This is a genomic window from Denitrificimonas caeni (genome assembly GCF_027498055.1).
In the GTDB taxonomy this organism is placed as follows: domain Bacteria; phylum Pseudomonadota; class Gammaproteobacteria; order Pseudomonadales; family Pseudomonadaceae; genus Denitrificimonas.
In genome coordinates this window covers 1,972,132-1,988,152 of sequence record NZ_CP114976.1, presented here as the reverse complement: position 1 = coordinate 1,988,152, position 16,021 = coordinate 1,972,132, and the positions used below count along the sequence as shown (strand labels likewise).

16 protein-coding genes are annotated in these 16,021 nt (G+C 49.3%); 8 read left to right on the top strand and 8 right to left on the bottom strand.

Going from position 1 to position 16,021, the window contains the following annotated elements; all coding sequences use genetic code 11:
- Positions 1-112 precede the first annotated feature (112 nt).
- Complete coding sequence (gene tal, locus O6P33_RS09400) at positions 113-1,030, bottom strand: transaldolase (protein ID WP_269817525.1); 918 nt, start codon at positions 1,028-1,030, stop codon at positions 113-115.
- Positions 1,031-1,110: 80 nt separating this feature from the next.
- Positions 1,111-2,085: a tRNA dihydrouridine(20/20a) synthase DusA gene (gene dusA / locus O6P33_RS09395; protein ID WP_269817524.1), complete on the bottom strand. Its 975-nt coding sequence runs from the start codon at positions 2,083-2,085 to the stop codon at positions 1,111-1,113.
- Between the two features lie 128 nt (positions 2,086-2,213).
- On the opposite strand from dusA, the gene O6P33_RS09390 reads away from it, so the two are divergent.
- Complete coding sequence (locus tag O6P33_RS09390) at positions 2,214-2,372, top strand: hypothetical protein (RefSeq protein WP_269817523.1); 159 nt, start codon at positions 2,214-2,216, stop codon at positions 2,370-2,372.
- Here the strand turns inward: O6P33_RS09390 and O6P33_RS09385 are convergent.
- Genes O6P33_RS09385 through nrdA form a run of 4 tightly spaced genes read right to left on the bottom strand, consistent with a single transcriptional unit; the run spans position 2,369 to position 6,731 of the window.
- Positions 2,369-2,998, bottom strand: coding sequence for a Fic/DOC family protein (locus O6P33_RS09385; RefSeq protein ID WP_269817522.1), 630 nt, complete (start codon positions 2,996-2,998; stop codon positions 2,369-2,371). The genes O6P33_RS09390 and O6P33_RS09385 overlap by 4 nt on opposite strands.
- Positions 2,999-3,029: 31 nt before the next feature.
- Positions 3,030-3,308, bottom strand: a complete 279-nt coding sequence (gene yfaE, locus O6P33_RS09380) for a class I ribonucleotide reductase maintenance protein YfaE (RefSeq protein ID WP_269817521.1) — start codon at positions 3,306-3,308, stop codon at positions 3,030-3,032.
- Positions 3,309-4,448 (bottom strand): class Ia ribonucleoside-diphosphate reductase subunit beta, encoded by a 1,140-nt coding sequence (gene nrdB, locus O6P33_RS09375; protein ID WP_269817520.1) that lies wholly within the window; start codon positions 4,446-4,448, stop codon positions 3,309-3,311.
- A gap of 6 nt (positions 4,449-4,454) precedes the next feature.
- Positions 4,455-6,731, bottom strand: a complete 2,277-nt coding sequence (nrdA, locus tag O6P33_RS09370) for a class 1a ribonucleoside-diphosphate reductase subunit alpha (RefSeq protein ID WP_269817519.1) — start codon at positions 6,729-6,731, stop codon at positions 4,455-4,457.
- Positions 6,732-7,099: 368 nt separating this feature from the next.
- On the opposite strand from nrdA, the gene O6P33_RS09365 reads away from it, so the two are divergent.
- Entirely contained in the window at positions 7,100-7,354 is a 255-nt protein-coding gene (locus O6P33_RS09365) for a DUF1289 domain-containing protein (RefSeq protein ID WP_269817518.1), read from the top strand.
- Positions 7,355-7,388: 34 nt separating this feature from the next.
- Here the strand turns inward: O6P33_RS09365 and cydC are convergent, their stop codons facing one another.
- Together cydC and cydD are read right to left on the bottom strand one after the other, a co-directional pair.
- The gene (cydC, locus tag O6P33_RS09360; protein WP_269817517.1) at positions 7,389-9,038 is read right to left on the bottom strand and encodes a thiol reductant ABC exporter subunit CydC; all 1,650 of its coding nucleotides are present in this window, start codon (positions 9,036-9,038) and stop codon (positions 7,389-7,391) included.
- Positions 9,038-10,762 carry a thiol reductant ABC exporter subunit CydD gene (cydD, locus tag O6P33_RS09355; protein ID WP_269817516.1) on the bottom strand — a complete coding sequence of 575 codons (1,725 nt, stop codon included), beginning with the start codon at positions 10,760-10,762 and terminating at the stop codon, positions 9,038-9,040. The genes cydC and cydD overlap by 1 nt, the downstream gene beginning before the upstream one ends.
- A 320-nt stretch (positions 10,763-11,082) precedes the next feature.
- Between cydD and O6P33_RS09350 the strand changes: the two genes are divergently transcribed.
- Genes O6P33_RS09350 through O6P33_RS09325 form a run of 6 tightly spaced genes read left to right on the top strand, consistent with a single transcriptional unit; the run spans position 11,083 to position 15,958 of the window.
- On the top strand, positions 11,083-11,853 hold the full coding sequence (locus O6P33_RS09350) for a DUF3450 domain-containing protein (protein WP_269817515.1): 771 nt from the start codon (positions 11,083-11,085) through the stop codon (positions 11,851-11,853).
- The gene (locus tag O6P33_RS09345) at positions 11,850-13,193 is read left to right on the top strand and encodes a MotA/TolQ/ExbB proton channel family protein (RefSeq protein WP_269817514.1); all 1,344 of its coding nucleotides are present in this window, start codon (positions 11,850-11,852) and stop codon (positions 13,191-13,193) included. Before O6P33_RS09350 ends, O6P33_RS09345 begins: the two co-directional genes overlap by 4 nt.
- 55 nt (positions 13,194-13,248) lie before the next feature.
- Positions 13,249-13,740: a MotA/TolQ/ExbB proton channel family protein gene (locus O6P33_RS09340; protein WP_332880051.1), complete on the top strand. Its 492-nt coding sequence runs from the start codon at positions 13,249-13,251 to the stop codon at positions 13,738-13,740.
- Between the two features lie 10 nt (positions 13,741-13,750).
- On the top strand, positions 13,751-14,164 hold the full coding sequence (locus O6P33_RS09335; RefSeq protein ID WP_269817512.1) for an ExbD/TolR family protein: 414 nt from the start codon (positions 13,751-13,753) through the stop codon (positions 14,162-14,164).
- The gene (locus O6P33_RS09330; protein ID WP_269817511.1) at positions 14,164-14,868 is read left to right on the top strand and encodes an energy transducer TonB; all 705 of its coding nucleotides are present in this window, start codon (positions 14,164-14,166) and stop codon (positions 14,866-14,868) included. The genes O6P33_RS09335 and O6P33_RS09330 overlap by 1 nt, the downstream gene beginning before the upstream one ends.
- 1 nt (position 14,869) lies before the next feature.
- On the top strand, positions 14,870-15,958 hold the full coding sequence (locus O6P33_RS09325) for a tetratricopeptide repeat protein (protein WP_269817510.1): 1,089 nt from the start codon (positions 14,870-14,872) through the stop codon (positions 15,956-15,958).
- The last annotated feature ends 63 nt before the right edge of the window (positions 15,959-16,021 follow it).

Here is a 16,021-nt window from a genome sequence, read left to right as displayed (position 1 = left end):
AGCTATGGGAGCGCGGGCCGCTGGCTCGCAAATGGCAAATGCAAAAATTATCACCTAGCAAGCCCCGCGCCCGCAATATCCCTTATTACAGCCCTAACAGCCCTAACAGTATTTAGCGAAACAGCTTTTCTAGTTTTTCTTGATCGTGGGCGAATGCACGAATCCCTTCGGCCAGCTTTTCAGTTGCCATGGCATCTTCATTGTGTGCCCAACGGAAACTTTGTTCGTCAATAAAACTGCGCTCGACAGGTGGGTTGTCGGTATGCAGGTGACGCTCTAAAGGTCCTTGTGTATTACTGAGCTGCTCTAGTAGTTCGGGGCTAATGGTGAGGCGGTCGCAACCGGCTAAGGCTTCAATTTGCCCTAGATTACGAAAACTCGCACCCATGACTACGGTTTGGTAGTTGTTGCCTTTGTAGTAGCGATAAATACGCGATACTGATTGTACGCCGGGGTCTTCAAACCCAGTGTAGTCACGGTTGTGCGACTTTTTATACCAGTCATAAATACGGCCAACAAAAGGCGAGATCAAGTAAACCCCAGCATCAGCACAAGCAGCGGCCTGAGCAAATGAAAAAAGCAAAGTGAGGTTGGTTTGGATGTTAAGTTTTTCTAAGCGTCGTGCGGCTTGAATCCCTTCCCAAGTTGCGGCAATTTTAATTAACACCCGCTGGCGATCAATTCCAAGCAATTCGTAACGGTCAATTAGGCGCAAGGCTGATTCGTAGGTGGCTTGCTCATCAAAGGATAGGCGGGCATCCACTTCGGTAGAGATGCGACCTGGAATGTGCGATAAAATTTCTTTGCCCACAGCAACTGCAAATTGCTCGCAGGCGGCCTCAGGGTTGCCATGAAACTCTTGTTGAATTTGCGCCATCATGCGTGCGTAACGTGGAAAAGTAGCTGCTTTTAGCAATAATGATGGGTTGGTTGTGGCATCTACCGGCTGCAAGCGGGAAATGGCGTCGAGGTCACCGGTATCGGCAACCACAGTAGTGTAACGTTTAAGTTGTTCGAGTTTTGAGGTCATGGCCGTCGCTATAATTTAGGCATAAAAAGGTGCACAGAACATAGCCGAGAGTTTAATTAGATGCAATTGTTTTAAAGTGATTAGCGGCCCTCAAGGCCGATTACAGCTTGGTCAAAGATCTGAATAGGGTCGTCTGTTTTATAGATGTCCGCAGATAAGAGCTGACGAAAACGTCGCGCGCCTGGGAAGCCTTGCGCTAGACCTAAAATATGCCGTGTAACATGGGTTGCTTTGCCGCCTTGCTCCATATATTGGAGTAGGTAAGGGCGCAGTTGCTGCAGAACTTCTGTACGAGAAATCTCGCGCTGCGCATCACCAAACAGTTGATGGTCAACGTTACGAAGCAGCCAGGGATTATGGTAAGCCTCACGACCGAGCATCACGCCATCAAAGGTTTGTAAGTGCTCGGTGCATTGCTCAAGGGTTTTAATGCCGCCATTGAGAATGATTTCTAAGTCTGGAAAATCCGTTTTAAGTTGCGCCGCAATGTCGTAGCGCAGCGGTGGAATATCGCGGTTTTCTTTCGGAGATAAGCCTTCCAAAATGGCAATCCGCGCGTGCACAGTAAAGCTGGTGCAGCCGGCATCACGTACCGTACCGACAAAATCACACAGCTGGGCATAGCTGTCACGGCCATTGATACCAATGCGGTGTTTGACCGTAACTGGAATGTCGACGCCATCCTGCATCTGCCTGACGCAATCAGCGACCAACTGTGGGTGCGCCATTAAGCAGGCACCGATCATGTTGTTTTGCACACGGTCACTGGGGCAGCCAACATTGAGATTCACTTCATCAAAACCTGCCGCTGCTGCCATCTTAGTACAAGTCGCTAAATCTGCCGGATTGCTGCCGCCTAATTGCAATGCAAGGGGATGCTCAGATTGGTCATGGCGCAAAAAACGCGCGCTATCGCCATAGAGAATCGCACCGGTAGTCACCATCTCGGTATAGAGCAGCGCACGCTTAGAAATCAGCCGCAAAAAGTAGCGGCATTCAGGAGTGGTCCAGTCCATCATCGGGGCAACGGAAAAGCGGCGGTTTACTGTGTTCATTGGGTTTGTATGCCCTATAGTAGCGGTTTTTTAAATCTTAATGAGCAGTGCTGTGACTCACGGGCACCGATGTGTTTTTTATGCTAAAATTGTGTCATTATTCTGAACGATACGATCTGGAGTTCTTAATGAATAAGCGCGAAGAAAGTAAAAAAGTCACCCTCGATATGATTTACCGCTCAGTAGCCAGCTCAACAGCTATTGAAACAGGCATCCCCACAAAAATTGTGGAAAAAAAGTTAAAAGAAAACCGTAAAAAATACCAGACTCTTTCATTGGCGCTCTAGTCAACAGGCAGAATATCATCTATGAGTCTGGCCATATATTGATAATCGCCATTTACTCCTGCCTGGATTGAACGAATATAAAACTCTTTATGTTCATCCCAAAGTTTATAATCTAAAACACCATATCCAGCTTTTTCAGCCATTACGTCGATTAAAAGTCTCGATATTCTGCCATTACCCTCTCGAAAGGGATGGATTAGAATAAACTCCACATGAGACTTGGCTAAGAAATCAACAATACTTTGGCGAGGCATTGATGGTAACGATTCAAACTCAGCTAAAAAAGCACCACTGAAAGTAGTCAGTAACTTTTCTAATTGATTCGCCGACGCAAAAGTAAATCCATCTTTGCTTATATTTGTTGATCGCAGCTTACCTGCCCATGCGGGGTAGATATTTGCTAACCATTGGTTATGCCAGCTAAGAATGGTATCTACTTGCAGTTGCTCAATATCAGCACCTTGAATAAAGATTTTCTCATACAGCTTTAATAAAAGCTCAGACTCAACATCATTCATCTCGGTAGGTTCGGTAATACCTAACGTATTCCTGAGAACTGCATTACCAGATTTTGGTTGGTATTCAGTTTCAGAGGCGGGCGCATCATATTTAGGCGTATCTTTCATGGGGCAATGTGTTCCCCTGCTATATTAAAGATCACGCGCTGAACTTGCTCTTGAGGCTTACTTTAACCACCAAAGGCTCAAGCGCGCGGCAGCAGCAGGGGAGGATTTCGTCTTGGCGCAGGTAGGCCAGTGGAGTGTTGATGTAGTCAACACTCCCTGAGCGTAGAGTCACGCGGCAAGCGCCACAGTAACCGCTGCGGCACTGGTATTCCACCTGATGACCGGTGCGCTCTAAGCCTTCAAGCAAGGTTTCAGATTCATCAAGTTTGAAAATTAAATCTTCAGTGATGACTTGTATACGTGTATCCATTTAAAGCTCAAAATCGCCTAAATCTTCCGCGGAGACTGCAGAGTTGATCTGACCAACCAAGTATGAACTGACCTCAACTTCTTGTGGCGCAACTTGGACGTTATCAGACACCAGCCATGCGTTAATCCAAGGGATGGGGTTGTGCGAAGCATTGCTAAAGATTGGCTCAAGGCCCACCGCGTGCATCCGCAGGTTGGTGATGTACTCAATGTACTGATTGAGAATGCCTTGGTTTAAACCAATCATCGACCCATCTTTAAATAGGTATGCGGCCCATTCTTTTTCTTGCTGCGCGGCATGTCTGAAGATTTCCACACTTTCTTCGTAGCAGGAGCGAGCAACCTCAGCCATTTGCGGGTCGTCATGACCGTCTTGCATGATATTTAAAATGTGCTGGGTGCCGGTCATGTGCAAGGCTTCATCACGGGCAATCAGACGAATGATTTTTGCGTTACCTTCCATTAGGCGGCGTTCAGCAAAGGCAAACGAACAAGCAAAGCTGACATAGAAACGAATGGCTTCGAGCACGTTCACACTCATCATGCACAGGTACAGCTTGCGCTTGAGTTCAAACAAGTCTATTTCATAGGTTTTGCCGTTGAGCGTATGGGTGCCAGGGCCGCATTTGCTGTAGAGCATGCTGTAGTGAATCAAATCATCGTAATACTTAGAAATATCACCCGCGCGCTCAATGATGTGTTGGTTACGCATAATGTCGTCAAACACCACTGCAGGATCATTAACGATATTACGAATAATATGGGTGTAGGAGCGCGAGTGAATGGTTTCCGAGAATGACCAAGTTTCAATCCAGGTTTCTAGTTCTGGAATTGATACGATGGGCAAAAACGCCACGTTTGGGCTGCGGCCTTGAATGGAGTCCAGTAGCGTCTGATACTTCAAGTTGCTGATGAAAATATGCTTTTCATGATCAGGCAAATTACGATAGTCAGTGCGGTCTTGAGACACATCCACTTCTTCTGGACGCCAGAAAAACGACAGTTGTTTTTCAATCAACTTTTCAAAAATTGGATATTTTTGTTGGTCGTAACGTGCCACGTTAACCGGCTGGCCAAAGAACATCGGTTCTTTGAGCTGGTCGTTATCAACTAGTGAGAAAGTGCTGTATTTCATAAACATTCACCCTTAAATCTTGCAGGCGCCACCAGCGCAATCATCTTCCATATCGCTTTGGCTATCATCAGCGCCATCACGCGTGTTTTGGTAGTACAGAGTTTTCAGACCAAATTTGTACGCCGTCAATAAGTCTTTGAGCAGTTGCTGCATAGGTACGCGGCCGCCGTCAAAGCGCTGTGGGTCGTAGTTGGTGTTGGCAGAAATAGCTTGGTCAACGAACTTCTGCATAATGCCAACCAAGTGTAAGTAACCTTCGTTGTTGGGCATGTTCCAGAGCAATTCATAGTTGTCTTTAAACTCGTCATAGCCTGGAACAACTTGCTTAAGAATACCGTCTTTAGATTGCTTAATGGTCACTAAACCGCGGGGAGGTTCAATGCCGTTAGTGGCGTTAGAAATCTGGCTAGAGGTTTCCGACGGCATCAATGAGGACAAGGTTGAGTTACGTAAACCATGCTTAACAATATCAGCGCGTAAGGTTTCCCAGTCTAAATGCAGCGGTTCATTACAAATCGCATCCAAATCCTTTTTATAGGTATCAATTGGCAGGATACCCTGAGCATAGGTGGTCTCATCAAATGCGGTGCAAGGACCAAACTCTTTGGATAGATTGTTAGACGCTTTGAGCAAGTAGTACTGAATAGCTTCAAAGGTGCGGTGGGTCAGGGCATTGGCTGAGCCATCTGAGTACTTCAAGCCATTTTTGGCTAGGTAGTAAGCATAGTTAATTACACCCACACCTAAAGTTCGGCGCTTCATCGTGGCGTTGCGTGCCGCTTCAATGGGATAGTCTTGGTAGGTCAATAGCGAATCCAGTGCCCGTACCACGAGGTCAGATAATTCTTCCAGCTCATCAAGACTGTCAATCGCACCCAGGTTAAAGGCCGATAAGGTGCATAAGGCAATTTCTTTGTCAGCGTCGTTGATGTTTTCTAGCGGGCTGGTTGGCAAGGCGATTTCTAAGCACAGGTTGGACTGGCGAATCGGTGCCACTACAGGGTCAAATGGGCTGTGAGTATTGCAGTGGTCAACGTTCTGAATGTAAATACGGCCAGTGCTAGCACGCTCTTGCATCATCAGGGAGAACAACTCCACCGCTGGTAAAGTGCGCTTACGAATACTTTCATCTTGCTCGTACTGCACATAGAGGCGCTCGAACTCTGCTTGGTCAGCAAAGAACGCTTCGTATAAGCCAGGTACTTCATGGGGCGAGAATAAAGTGATATTGCCGCCTTGAATCAAGCGCTGATACATCAACTTATTCAGCTGCACACCATAATCCATGTGGCGTACACGGTTCTCTTCAACACCACGGTTATTCTTCAAGACCAACAGCGATTCCACTTCTAAGTGCCACATTGGGTAGAACAATGTCGCTGCACCGCCACGCACACCACCTTGCGAGCAGGATTTAACTGCAGCTTGGAACAGTTTGAAGAATGGAATGCAGCCGGTGTGCTGTGCTTCACCGCCACGGATGGGGCTACCAACCGCGCGAATGCGACCAGCGTTAATACCGATACCAGCACGCAATGAGACATATTTAACAATGGCTGAAGTAGTGGCGCTGATGGAATCTAAGCTGTCACCACACTCAATCAATACGCAGGAACTGAACTGACGAGAAGGGGTACGCACACCGGCCATGATTGGTGTGGGTAAGGAAATTTTAAACAGTGAAATGGCATCGTAAAAGCGCTTGATATAGTTCAGGCGCGTGTCTTTTGGATAGTCAGCAAACAGGCACATACCAATTAAGATGTAGAGCATTTGCGGGCTTTCATACACTTCTTTGGTCACGCGGTTTTGGACTAAGTACTTGCCTTCCAGCTGCTTAACCGCAGCGTAGGAAAATGACATATCACGGCCGTGATCAATGTAGTCGTTGAGCTCATCAAACTCAGCTTTATCATAGTCACGTAAAATATGGCTGTCGTAGCGTTCTTCATTGGTCAGTTTAGTAACATGATCAAACAGATGCGGTGGTTCAAACTCACCATAAGCAATTTTGCGTAAGTGGAAAATTGCTAAGCGTGCTGCCAGGTACTGATAGTCCGGTGTGTCCTGCGAGATTAAATCTGCCGCAGACTTGATGATGGTTTCATGGATATCTTTGGTGTTGATGCCATTGTAAAACTGGATATGCGACTTGAGTTCAACTTGCGATACAGAAACATTCTTTAAACCCATCGCAGCCCAATCAAGCACGCGATGGATTTTGTCCAAATCGATCGGTTCCTGGCGACCATCGCGCTTGGTTACTTTAATGGCTTTAAAGTCTGTCATAATGAGATCCTTTTGGTGTTTTAGCGCTCTATGGCTTGAATTTCAGCAAGCGCTAAGGTAGTGCGGTTTTCTGTAGAAAACACACTATATAGTGTTTGGGTTCGGTATGGAGCGCAATATAGGGTAAAGGAGCTATTATATCAACCCACACAATCTGCGGTTTATCAGAATCAGATGACTGGCTATGTGATACGCCGCGCAGCCCTTGCGCTTGCAAGAAATCAAGTGGTTTTAAAATAAATTAAGCTTGCTTTTTTGGGTTTGAAGCAATTTGCCAGTAGGCTTGGTTAGAGCGGTTAAAGAGTAGCCAATTGACCCCTCATATTTTTAGTTTGATTCGAAGAGCGTGTTTTAAAGGGCCGTGTATTATGCAGCAATTAGAGTTTTTTGAAATACCCAGTCCCTGTATTGGTGTGTGTGAAGCGAACAACAGAGGTTATTGTAAAGGCTGTTTTCGCTCCCGCGATGAGCGTTTGTATTGGCTCAAACTCAGTGAGGCCGATAAGCGTCATGTGGTGTATTTATGCCAGCAGCGTAAAGCACGGGTGTTGCGAGCTAAAGAGACAGCATTACAAGTAAACAGTTCGCTTGCAGATGAACCAGAGCAGTCGAGCATGTTTTAATGCTCTGACAGCTTTTGTAGTTTTTGCTTAACAATCAGCCAATGTGCAAACGCTGCGCTCCAGGAATATCCAGCACGTGGTGGCTGACAATAACCAATAAACCTTGTGCTTGACGCCGCTGTAAAGCGGCTAGAACTTGATAGCTGCTAGCACTATCCAGCCCAGCAAAAGGTTCATCGAGTAATAATATGGGCCGTTTTGCCAATAGTAACCGTGCTAAAGCAATGCGCCGTGCTTGTCCGCCGGAAATTTGTGCTCCGTATTCGCCTAAGGCAGTCTCCAATCCGCTTTGTTGTTTGGCCCAGTCTGCCAGCGCTACATCCGCTAAAACTTGCCACAATTGCTCGTCTGTGGCGTGCGGATCGGCAAGGCGTAAGTTGCTGGCTAAGCTGCTATCAAAAATATCCAGTTGCTGCGGTAGATAACCAATGCATTGATCCAGTTGCCATTGTGCGGCAGGGCGTTGATTAATTAGGTAGTTGCCGCTGGTGTTCTCCAGAGTGTTAGCCAGCACCTTGAGCAAGGTGGTTTTACCAATGCCAGAGGCACCAGTAATAAGCAGAATATCGCCGCTGGATAAATCAATATTGATGTTTTCTGGGCCGTTCAGCGCGCCTGGAATACGTGCACTGAGATTCTGGGCTTGTAGTTGCAGTGGAGTGTTTGGGCGTGGTTTGTCAGTGCTTTGCTGGGCGCTTGCAGAATGCAGTGTGTCTAACTGCATCAACTGGTTGATGCGATCACGAGCAGCTTGGCTTTGACCTAAACCTATAAAACTACCTGCTAAGGGTACTAAGGCTTCGTGGATACCCAGTAATGCAAGGGCGGCGGCCAGCAGCCAGGGTACGCTGATTAGGCTGGCAGAGACAGCAGGGGCACCCACCCACAGCAACGCGCCTAGACTTACAGCTAAAGCCAGTTGCTGCAATAAACTTAATACGCTAATCAATTGCTGTTGTTGCAATTCTTGGGCTTGGTAGTGCTCGTCACTGCTCAAGGTGTCGCGCTGTTGTTGCGGCCAGCTTTGCCATAACGTCAATGAGGTTAATAAAGAGAGCGACTCAAGGAAATGCTCACGGCGTAATTCGGCAGCCTGTACATCAGTCAAGGCCAGCTTGCGTCCACGCCAGAAGCCTAAGCATGGCACTAACAGCCAAGCCATGCACAAACCTATGGCAGAAGCATAGGCCAGCTGTGGTAGTAACCAGTAAGCGAAACTGAGGTAGGCCAACACAATGACACTGGCCCAAATCCATGGTGCTAAAAACTGCAGAGGGAAGCGATCAAGACGATCAATATCAGCAACTAAGCGGTGCATGGTTGCTGCCGAGCCGGTGCTCTCTTGATTGATTGGTGTGGTCCGTAAAGTGAGGGCACGAAACACTTGGCTGCGTAAGTCTTTCAGCAAAGATAAGGTGGCGTGGTGTGAGGCGAGGCGTTCGCCATAACGTCCAGCAGTACGGACAATGGCAAATAAACGAATTAAGGCTGCGGGGCGGAAGTAGTCGAAACTAAAAGAACTGGCGAGCGCTAAGCCAGCAATGGCTGAGGCGGTAATAAACCAGCCGGAAGTAGCCAACAAAGCAATGGCTGAAAATAAAGTGAGTGCGCCCAGCAGTAAGGCTAAGTTCCAGCTGGCTTGGCGGCTGCGTAAAAGACGGCGTAAGCGGATGGGTTTTAACATTATGACTGCTCCTGTGGCGTGTGCAGTGCTTGTAGATCAAGGTGGCGATCCAGCCATTGCAAGCCTTGCCATTGGTGGCTGACTAAAATTAAGGTTTTACCGACGCTGAGCTTTTCTAGGAGGGCGTGAATCGTGGCGCTGGTTTCAGGGTCAAGGTGTGCAGTGGGTTCGTCCAACAGCCAAATGTGTGCATCACGCAGTAAAAGTTGAGCAATGGCTAAACGGCTGAGTTGCCCACCGGATAAGCCTAAGCCACGTTCGCCCAATGCTGTATTTAAACCTTGTGGAAGTTTTTCTACCAAGGTTAATAAATCCACATCTGCTAATACCGCAAGCATCTGTTGCTCGCTGGCTGCTGGATCGGCGAGGCGTAGATTATCCGCTAAACTGCCGCGTTTAAAGTGCGGTTGCTGTGCTAAGTAGCCGAGTTGGCGATGCCAGTCGCTGCGTAATACATCCAGTAGAGAGTGCTGGTTTACCGCAATGCGTCCGCTGTAAGGTAAAAAGCCGAGTAGAGCCAGAAGCAAACTGGATTTGCCACTACCACTTTCGCCATGCAGGCCAATACGCTCAGCGGCAGCCACCTGCAGGTCAATACTGGGCAAGCGCAGGCGTTTATTGTGTGCGGTGATGCTGAGGTTACTAAAAGTTAGGGCTGGTGCTGCGCTGAGTTGTAAAGCTTGCTGCCCTGGGTGTTGCCAAGTGTGCTGTTCGAGCAGCGGCAATAATTCTTCAATTGCGCCTTCGGCTTCGGCTTTGGCGTGGTAGTCACTGCCCAGTTGGCGCAGCGGCGCGTAAAACTCAGGCGCCAGCAGTAAAATAAATAACGCCCCAGCATAAGGCACTGGAATCACACCCTTCGCCCAAGGTAACACCCCAAGCAAACCTAAACCCAAATATAGGGCAACCAAGGCAATGGCTAAGGATGAAAATAACTCCAAGACAGCTCCAGAGAGAAAGGCTAGACGCAGGACTTTCATGGTTGAGTCGCGGTATTGTGAGGCGGAGCGATCAACATCATCTTGCGCTTGTGCGGTGGCTTGTAAATGCTGCAGGGTGGGCATGCCTCGTACCCAATCTAAAAAGCGGCTGCTCAACTGGCTCATTGCCGCCATTTGCTGCTGGCTGCTGCGACTGGCTGCGCCGCCCACCAAGATCATAAAGATCGGCACGAGCGGCGCAGTCATCAGCATTAATATTGCCGCGAGTGGGCTGTAGTAAAAGGCGGCAATACTGATCAAAAGTGGTGTGATTAAAACCAAGTACAGCTGTACGTAATAGCGGCTGATATAGCCATCCAAAGCATCCACCTGCTCCAATAATTGCGTGCTCAGAGCGCCATCAGCGCCAAGGGTTTGTCGCTCAGGGCCCAGGCTAGCTAGTGTGCCGAGTAAGCGCTTACGCAGTGATTTGCGGGCATTGAGGCTGGCAGTTTGTGACAGGCGCTCGCGGGTGTACTGTGCAAGGGGCCGTAAAATAAAGCACAAGACGAGGGCGATGGCGTAAGGCGTGCCAAAGGCTGCGGTTAAGGCTGTGCTGGGTTGTGAATTATTAAGTAAGCCGACAAAAAGCTGTGCCAGTAACCAGCTTTGCCCGATAAAAAGCAGCGCGCCTAACACGGCAAATATCAACGCCAGGTGTAAGCGTTTAGCTTCGGGGGCGATAATCTGCTTTAACTGTTGGCGTAAGGTGCGCTTAAGCTCTTTCTCGGGTTGATCAGTCATATTGTCCACGGATTAAATCGAGCCTATAAAAAGATGCGGGTGAATTGCCGAGCAATACAAATGTGTCTCAATGCTCGCATAAAGGTGCGAGGTGCTGGTGCGACATGTTGTCCTGCAGGGGCATTGTGTAGGGTTAAAACGCATTTAAACTATGTATTCTATAGCGCTGTATAGCCCTCAGCGTTGCATGCGTGAGAGCGTTTATCTCAGTCAGTACGATTTAATACTATTTAAAATGCTTATGCTTGCTTGATTTATCAATCTCGCAAGATGATAATGATTACCATTAATGAGTTGTCTAAATCAAGGAATCCGTATTCATGCAAGTTCCAGCTTTGCGCTCACTGCTTTTTTGTTGTGCAGTGGTGAGTCCAATTATTAACGCCACGACCTTAGAGCAGTCGTTGAGCGAAAGTGAAAGGCTCAGTCAAACCGCGCAAAGTTCGCAAAAACGCATTGAGCAACTCGATGACGCCAGTCAAGCAATGTTAGAAGAATACATTACCACTGTTGCTAAGGCTAAAGCGCTAGAAGGTTACAACGAGCAAGTCAGCGAGCTGATTGCCGCGCAGCATCAAGAATTACAAAGTTATCAGCAGCAATTAGAACAGTTACAAGAAACTGAAGCTGCGGTGATGCCGCAAATGCGACGCATGGTTGAGGTGCTGGCTGAGTTTATTGCCGCTGATGTACCGTTTTTACCGGTTGAACGTGCTGATCGTTTAAGTGCTTTACAAGCATTGTTGCCACGTGCTGATGTCAGTATGGCAGAAAAATATCGGCGGATTCTTGAGGCTTACCAAATTGAAAGCGATTACGGCTACAGCCTAGAAGCGTGGCGCGGCGAGTTGGGCGTGGATGAGGCGCAGCGCAGTGTCGAGTTTTTGCGTGTGGGCCGAGTCATGCTCTATTACCAGACTCCCGATGGTCATGAAAGTGGCTACTGGAATGCACAGGCGCAGCAATGGGAGACACTCGATAACAGTGTGCGCCGTCCCTTGCAAAAAGCCATTGCCATTGCCCGCCAGCAAAAAACCGCGGACTGGTTAGAGTTGCCAGTTAAGACTCTGGTTTTGGAGGTGCAGCCATGAAGCGCCTAGTCGCAATGTTCTGTGCGTTGTTACTCAGTGCAACGCTGCAGGCAGAGACATTAAGCCCTGAGCAGTTACTGGAGCGGATTCGTGGTGAGAAAACCACTGAAGAACAGCTTATGCAGGAACGTGAACAACGCTTTTTGCAATCACGGGACCAGCAGGCGCAACTGCTCGCGCAAGCCAAGCAGGCGTTACAGCAGCAAGAATCCCGTGCCGCAGCACTGAAATCCACTTTTACTGCCAACGAGCAAGAGCTGGCTGATCAAGAAGAGTTGTTAAAGCAGCAAGTGGGAGACTTAGGTGAACTCTTCACTGTGGTGCGGCAAAGTGCCGGTGATCTGGCTGGGCAGTGGCGCAGCAGCTTACTGAATGTGCAATTCCCGCAGCGCCTTGAGCAGCTTGAGCAATTGGCGAAAGGTCGGGCGTTACCCAGCGCCCAACAGGTAGAAAATTTTTGGCTGACGGTTTTAGAAGACATGACGGCAACTGGACAAGTCCAGCGTGTCACTGTACCTGTGGTTGCCGCTGATGGGCAGCGCAGCCAGCAGGAGGTCGTCCGAGTTGGGCCATTCTCAGCATACAATGCACACGCTTTTTTAACCTTCAGTGAAGGGGAGAGTGCTTTGCGAGCTTTGCCTAAACAACCATCAGGTTTCAACCAGGTCAGTCAATGGGCAGCCAGTACTGATGCTCTAGGCGTAATCCCCATTGATCCAACCCGCGGCTCTTTGATTGAGCAATTGCAACGTCAACCTTCGTTGCTGGATCGCTTGCGCCAAGGCGGTTTAGTGGGCTGGGTGATTGTGGCTTTAGGGGTGTTTGGTTTTCTCTTAGCGGCGTGGCGCTTGCTGGGCTTGATGCGTGTAGTGCGCAGTGTGCGCGTGCAAATGCGCAATCTGTCGCAACCCACTACAGACAACCCCTTGGGTCGAGTATTAAGTGTCTTGGGGCCAAACCCACAGTTGGCAGATCTAGAAACCCTCGAGCTAAAACTTGATGAGGCTGTCATGCAGGAAGTGCCACAACTGGAAAAAGGGCAGGGTTTACTCAAGCTGTTGGCTGCAGTTGCGCCTCTGTTAGGGCTACTGGGTACGGTGACCGGCATGATTATTACGTTCCAGGCAATTACCCAAAGTGGCGGCGGTGATTCGCGCTTAATGGCTGACGGTATTTCCCAAGCTTTGGTGACTACGGTGGAAGGCTTGGTGGTCGCCATTCCTTTATTGTTTTTACACAGCGTACTCAGTGCCCGCAGTAAAGGGGTTGTGCAATTATTGGAGCAACAGTGTGTCGGTTTGTTAGCGCTGCATATGTCAGGTGATAAGCGCAGTGAGTAGCGGACAGGAGATCTGGTTCTGGTTGGTTGACAGCAGCCATGCCTTACTGGACCTGATGGGGGCAGGTGGTACGGTGATGTGGCTTTTAGCTGCACTGTGTGTACTGTTTTGGACGTTGGTGTTAGAGCGGTTTTGGTACACTCGCCGCCATTTTCCGCGCTGGGCGCAAGAGCGTCGTGAGGCTTGGCGGGAGCTGGGTGTGGATGCCGGAACGCATGCGCGTTGGCCCCATGCCGTGCGTGCCGCCTGGTTAGCACAAGCCCGAGAGCAATTAATTACCCCATTATCCGTCACCCGTACTTTAGTCGCGATGTTTCCGCTGCTGGGCTTGCTGGGTACTGTAACCGGCATGGTTGCCGTGTTTGAAGTGCTGGCTGTCAGTGGTAGCGGTAATCCGCGGGCCATGGCTGGTGGGGTTTGGCAGGCCACATTGCCCACATTAGCTGGCATGGTTTTAGCCATTGGTGGTTTATTTAGTTTGGCCCGTCTAGAGCGTAATGCTCGGCGAGCAATTGGTCAGCTCGCCGATCAATTGCGTCATGAATAAGGAATAGACGATGAGAATGCGTCGTTACAGTCAGCAAGTAGAAGAAGAGCCCGGCATTGATCTAACGCCCATGCTGGATGTGGTGTTTATTATGTTGATCTTCTTTATTGTGACCAGCTCTTTTATTAAAGAATCTGGGGTTGAAGTCAATCGCCCGCAAGCTGAGACTGCAGCAGCACAAGACACTGGCAATATTTTAATTGCCGTGACCGCTGACGGACAGGTTTGGCTGGATAAGCAGGTTGTGGATGTGCGCAGTGTCCGTGCACATGTTGAGCGGATGCGCCAGGAGCAGCCCGAGGGTGTGGTTGTGGTGCAGGCCGATCAAGATGCGCGTACCGGTTTAGTGGTTAAAGTGATGGATCAAGCCCGCTTAGCTGGCGTGCCTGATGTGGTCTTGGCAGCCTCGACGGAGGCTCATTAATGCGTTGGTTGTGGTCTTTTTTAGCAGCCATAGCCATTGTCTTTGGCAGTTTTGTTTTGATGCTGGTAATGATTTTCCCACCAAAAAGCAAAACCACTGAGCCTGCATTAAAAATGGGCTACTTTGTGCCCAAACAACAGCAGGAATCGAGCGATCCCAGTCGTTCACGGCAAAAAATGCCCGATAAACCGCCAGAGCCGCAACCGGAAACACCGCCAGCGCAACAGGCACCGCAGCCACCGGTTACGCCGCAAATAGCTGCGCTGGATTTAGCTGTGCCACAAATAAGCAGTAATGTCAGTATTGCTGCGGCGGCGGCTCCAAGCTTACAAGGTGTTACTGCGCAAGCTGCAACTGCGGCGGCACCCGCTGCGCCTCCGGCATCTGCTGCAGCAGCAAGTGCGGCCAGCCCGCCGAGTAACGACGCTGAGGTGATTCCTCTTAATGAGGTTTTACCGGTTTACCCCAATAACGCACGTCGCCGCGGTATTGAGGGTTACGTTAAGTTGGCTTTTACCATTACCACAGAGGGTAAGGTTGAGAATGTGCGGGTGCTGGAATCATCACCGGCAAATATTTTTGATCGTGAAGCACGCCGTGCTGCAGTACGCTGGCGCTTTGCTCCACGCAATGAGGGTGGCCGTTTAGTTGCCCGTGAGGCGGTAAAAAAGCTTGAGTTTAAACTTGATAAAGGGGGGCGCTAGCATGCGACGCTTACTCTTTGGCTTAACTTTGTGCGCTTTAACGGCTCAGGCCAGTTTTGCTCAAAGCATTGCTCCAGAAGTGTTTCGAGCCTTACAAGCTGCACAAGCTGCGCAGCAGTCAGGCAACTTTGCGCAAGCTGAGCAGGCATTAAAATCAGTAACGGCAAAGCCTGAAAGTCTAGAGCAAGCATTGCTGTGGCGCAGTGCCGGCTATTTAGCTTGGGCACAGGGCAATACCCAACAGGCCCTGAACATGCTGGAGCAAGCACTGCGCAGTGACCAGTTAACCCCTGAGCAAGTTGCGGAAGATCGGCTTAATTTAGCGAAACTTAGTTTTAGCCTAAAAAACTATCAGCACGTGCATGCCTATTTACAAGGTGTTGCCGTAACGGATGAAATCCTAGAGCTACAAATTCAAGCTTGGCAGAACTTGGGTCGCTTGGATAAGGCTTTACCTTTGGCTGAGCGTTACTTGCAAGGTAAAAGCACTATCAGTGAAAGCTGGTTGCAGTTTATGGTGGCAGCTAATGCTGAAGTGAAGCATTACGCCGCGGCGCAGCAATGGCAGAAGCGCATTTTGCAGCGCAATCCTAATCAGCTCAGAGCTTGGCAACAATTGGCGGCCCTGCAGCAAATGGCGGGCAATTACGCACAAGCTTTAGCCACTCTGCGCACTGCTTACAGCAAAGGCATTACTTTCCAAGCAGCAGACTTGGATCGACTCATTGCCTTGGCTGCAGCGTCTGAGCAACCTTGGCAAGCGGCGCGTTTATTGGCTGGCATGCTGCAACACGGCATATTGCCTACAAGCCTTAGCAGTCAAGAGCGGCTGGCGCAGTTGCACTGGCAAGCCCGTGAATACCAGGCTGCTGCACAGCAGTACGCAGAGCTGGCGCAACAAAGCGGTAAAGGTCAACATTGGTTGAGTCTGGCTCAATTAGAAATTCAGCAGAGTCGCTGGGATGCCGGTTTACAAGCACTAAAGCGGGCGGAGCAAGTGGGGGCTGATCAGCAGCAAATTGCCGCTTGGCGTGATTGGGCGCAAAGCCGTATTGCGTTACATCAGCAGCTCGCCGAGAAAAGCAGCTAGCCGTCTGTAAGGTCCTGCAAGCAATGCCCGTGTAGAGCATCGCTCGCAAGGTCAGAGGTTGAG

What these genes read in the sequence shown, in the direction of transcription:
- tal (WP_269817525.1), bottom strand. Translation starts at nt 1,030, where the DNA reads ATGACCTCAAAACTCGAACAACTTAAACGTTACACTACTGTGGTTGCC.
- dusA (WP_269817524.1), bottom strand. Translation starts at nt 2,085, where the DNA reads ATGAACACAGTAAACCGCCGCTTTTCCGTTGCCCCGATGATGGACTGG.
- O6P33_RS09390 (WP_269817523.1), top strand. Translation starts at nt 2,214, where the DNA reads ATGAATAAGCGCGAAGAAAGTAAAAAAGTCACCCTCGATATGATTTAC.
- O6P33_RS09385 (WP_269817522.1), bottom strand. Translation starts at nt 2,998, where the DNA reads ATGAAAGATACGCCTAAATATGATGCGCCCGCCTCTGAAACTGAATAC.
- yfaE (WP_269817521.1), bottom strand. Translation starts at nt 3,308, where the DNA reads ATGGATACACGTATACAAGTCATCACTGAAGATTTAATTTTCAAACTT.
- nrdB (WP_269817520.1), bottom strand. Translation starts at nt 4,448, where the DNA reads ATGTTTATGAAATACAGCACTTTCTCACTAGTTGATAACGACCAGCTC.
- nrdA (WP_269817519.1), bottom strand. Translation starts at nt 6,731, where the DNA reads ATGACAGACTTTAAAGCCATTAAAGTAACCAAGCGCGATGGTCGCCAG.
- O6P33_RS09365 (WP_269817518.1), top strand. Translation starts at nt 7,100, where the DNA reads ATGCAGCAATTAGAGTTTTTTGAAATACCCAGTCCCTGTATTGGTGTG.
- cydC (WP_269817517.1), bottom strand. Translation starts at nt 9,038, where the DNA reads ATGTTAAAACCCATCCGCTTACGCCGTCTTTTACGCAGCCGCCAAGCC.
- cydD (WP_269817516.1), bottom strand. Translation starts at nt 10,762, where the DNA reads ATGACTGATCAACCCGAGAAAGAGCTTAAGCGCACCTTACGCCAACAG.
- O6P33_RS09350 (WP_269817515.1), top strand. Translation starts at nt 11,083, where the DNA reads ATGCAAGTTCCAGCTTTGCGCTCACTGCTTTTTTGTTGTGCAGTGGTG.
- O6P33_RS09345 (WP_269817514.1), top strand. Translation starts at nt 11,850, where the DNA reads ATGAAGCGCCTAGTCGCAATGTTCTGTGCGTTGTTACTCAGTGCAACG.
- O6P33_RS09340 (WP_332880051.1), top strand. Translation starts at nt 13,249, where the DNA reads ATGGGGGCAGGTGGTACGGTGATGTGGCTTTTAGCTGCACTGTGTGTA.
- O6P33_RS09335 (WP_269817512.1), top strand. Translation starts at nt 13,751, where the DNA reads ATGAGAATGCGTCGTTACAGTCAGCAAGTAGAAGAAGAGCCCGGCATT.
- O6P33_RS09330 (WP_269817511.1), top strand. Translation starts at nt 14,164, where the DNA reads ATGCGTTGGTTGTGGTCTTTTTTAGCAGCCATAGCCATTGTCTTTGGC.
- O6P33_RS09325 (WP_269817510.1), top strand. Translation starts at nt 14,870, where the DNA reads ATGCGACGCTTACTCTTTGGCTTAACTTTGTGCGCTTTAACGGCTCAG.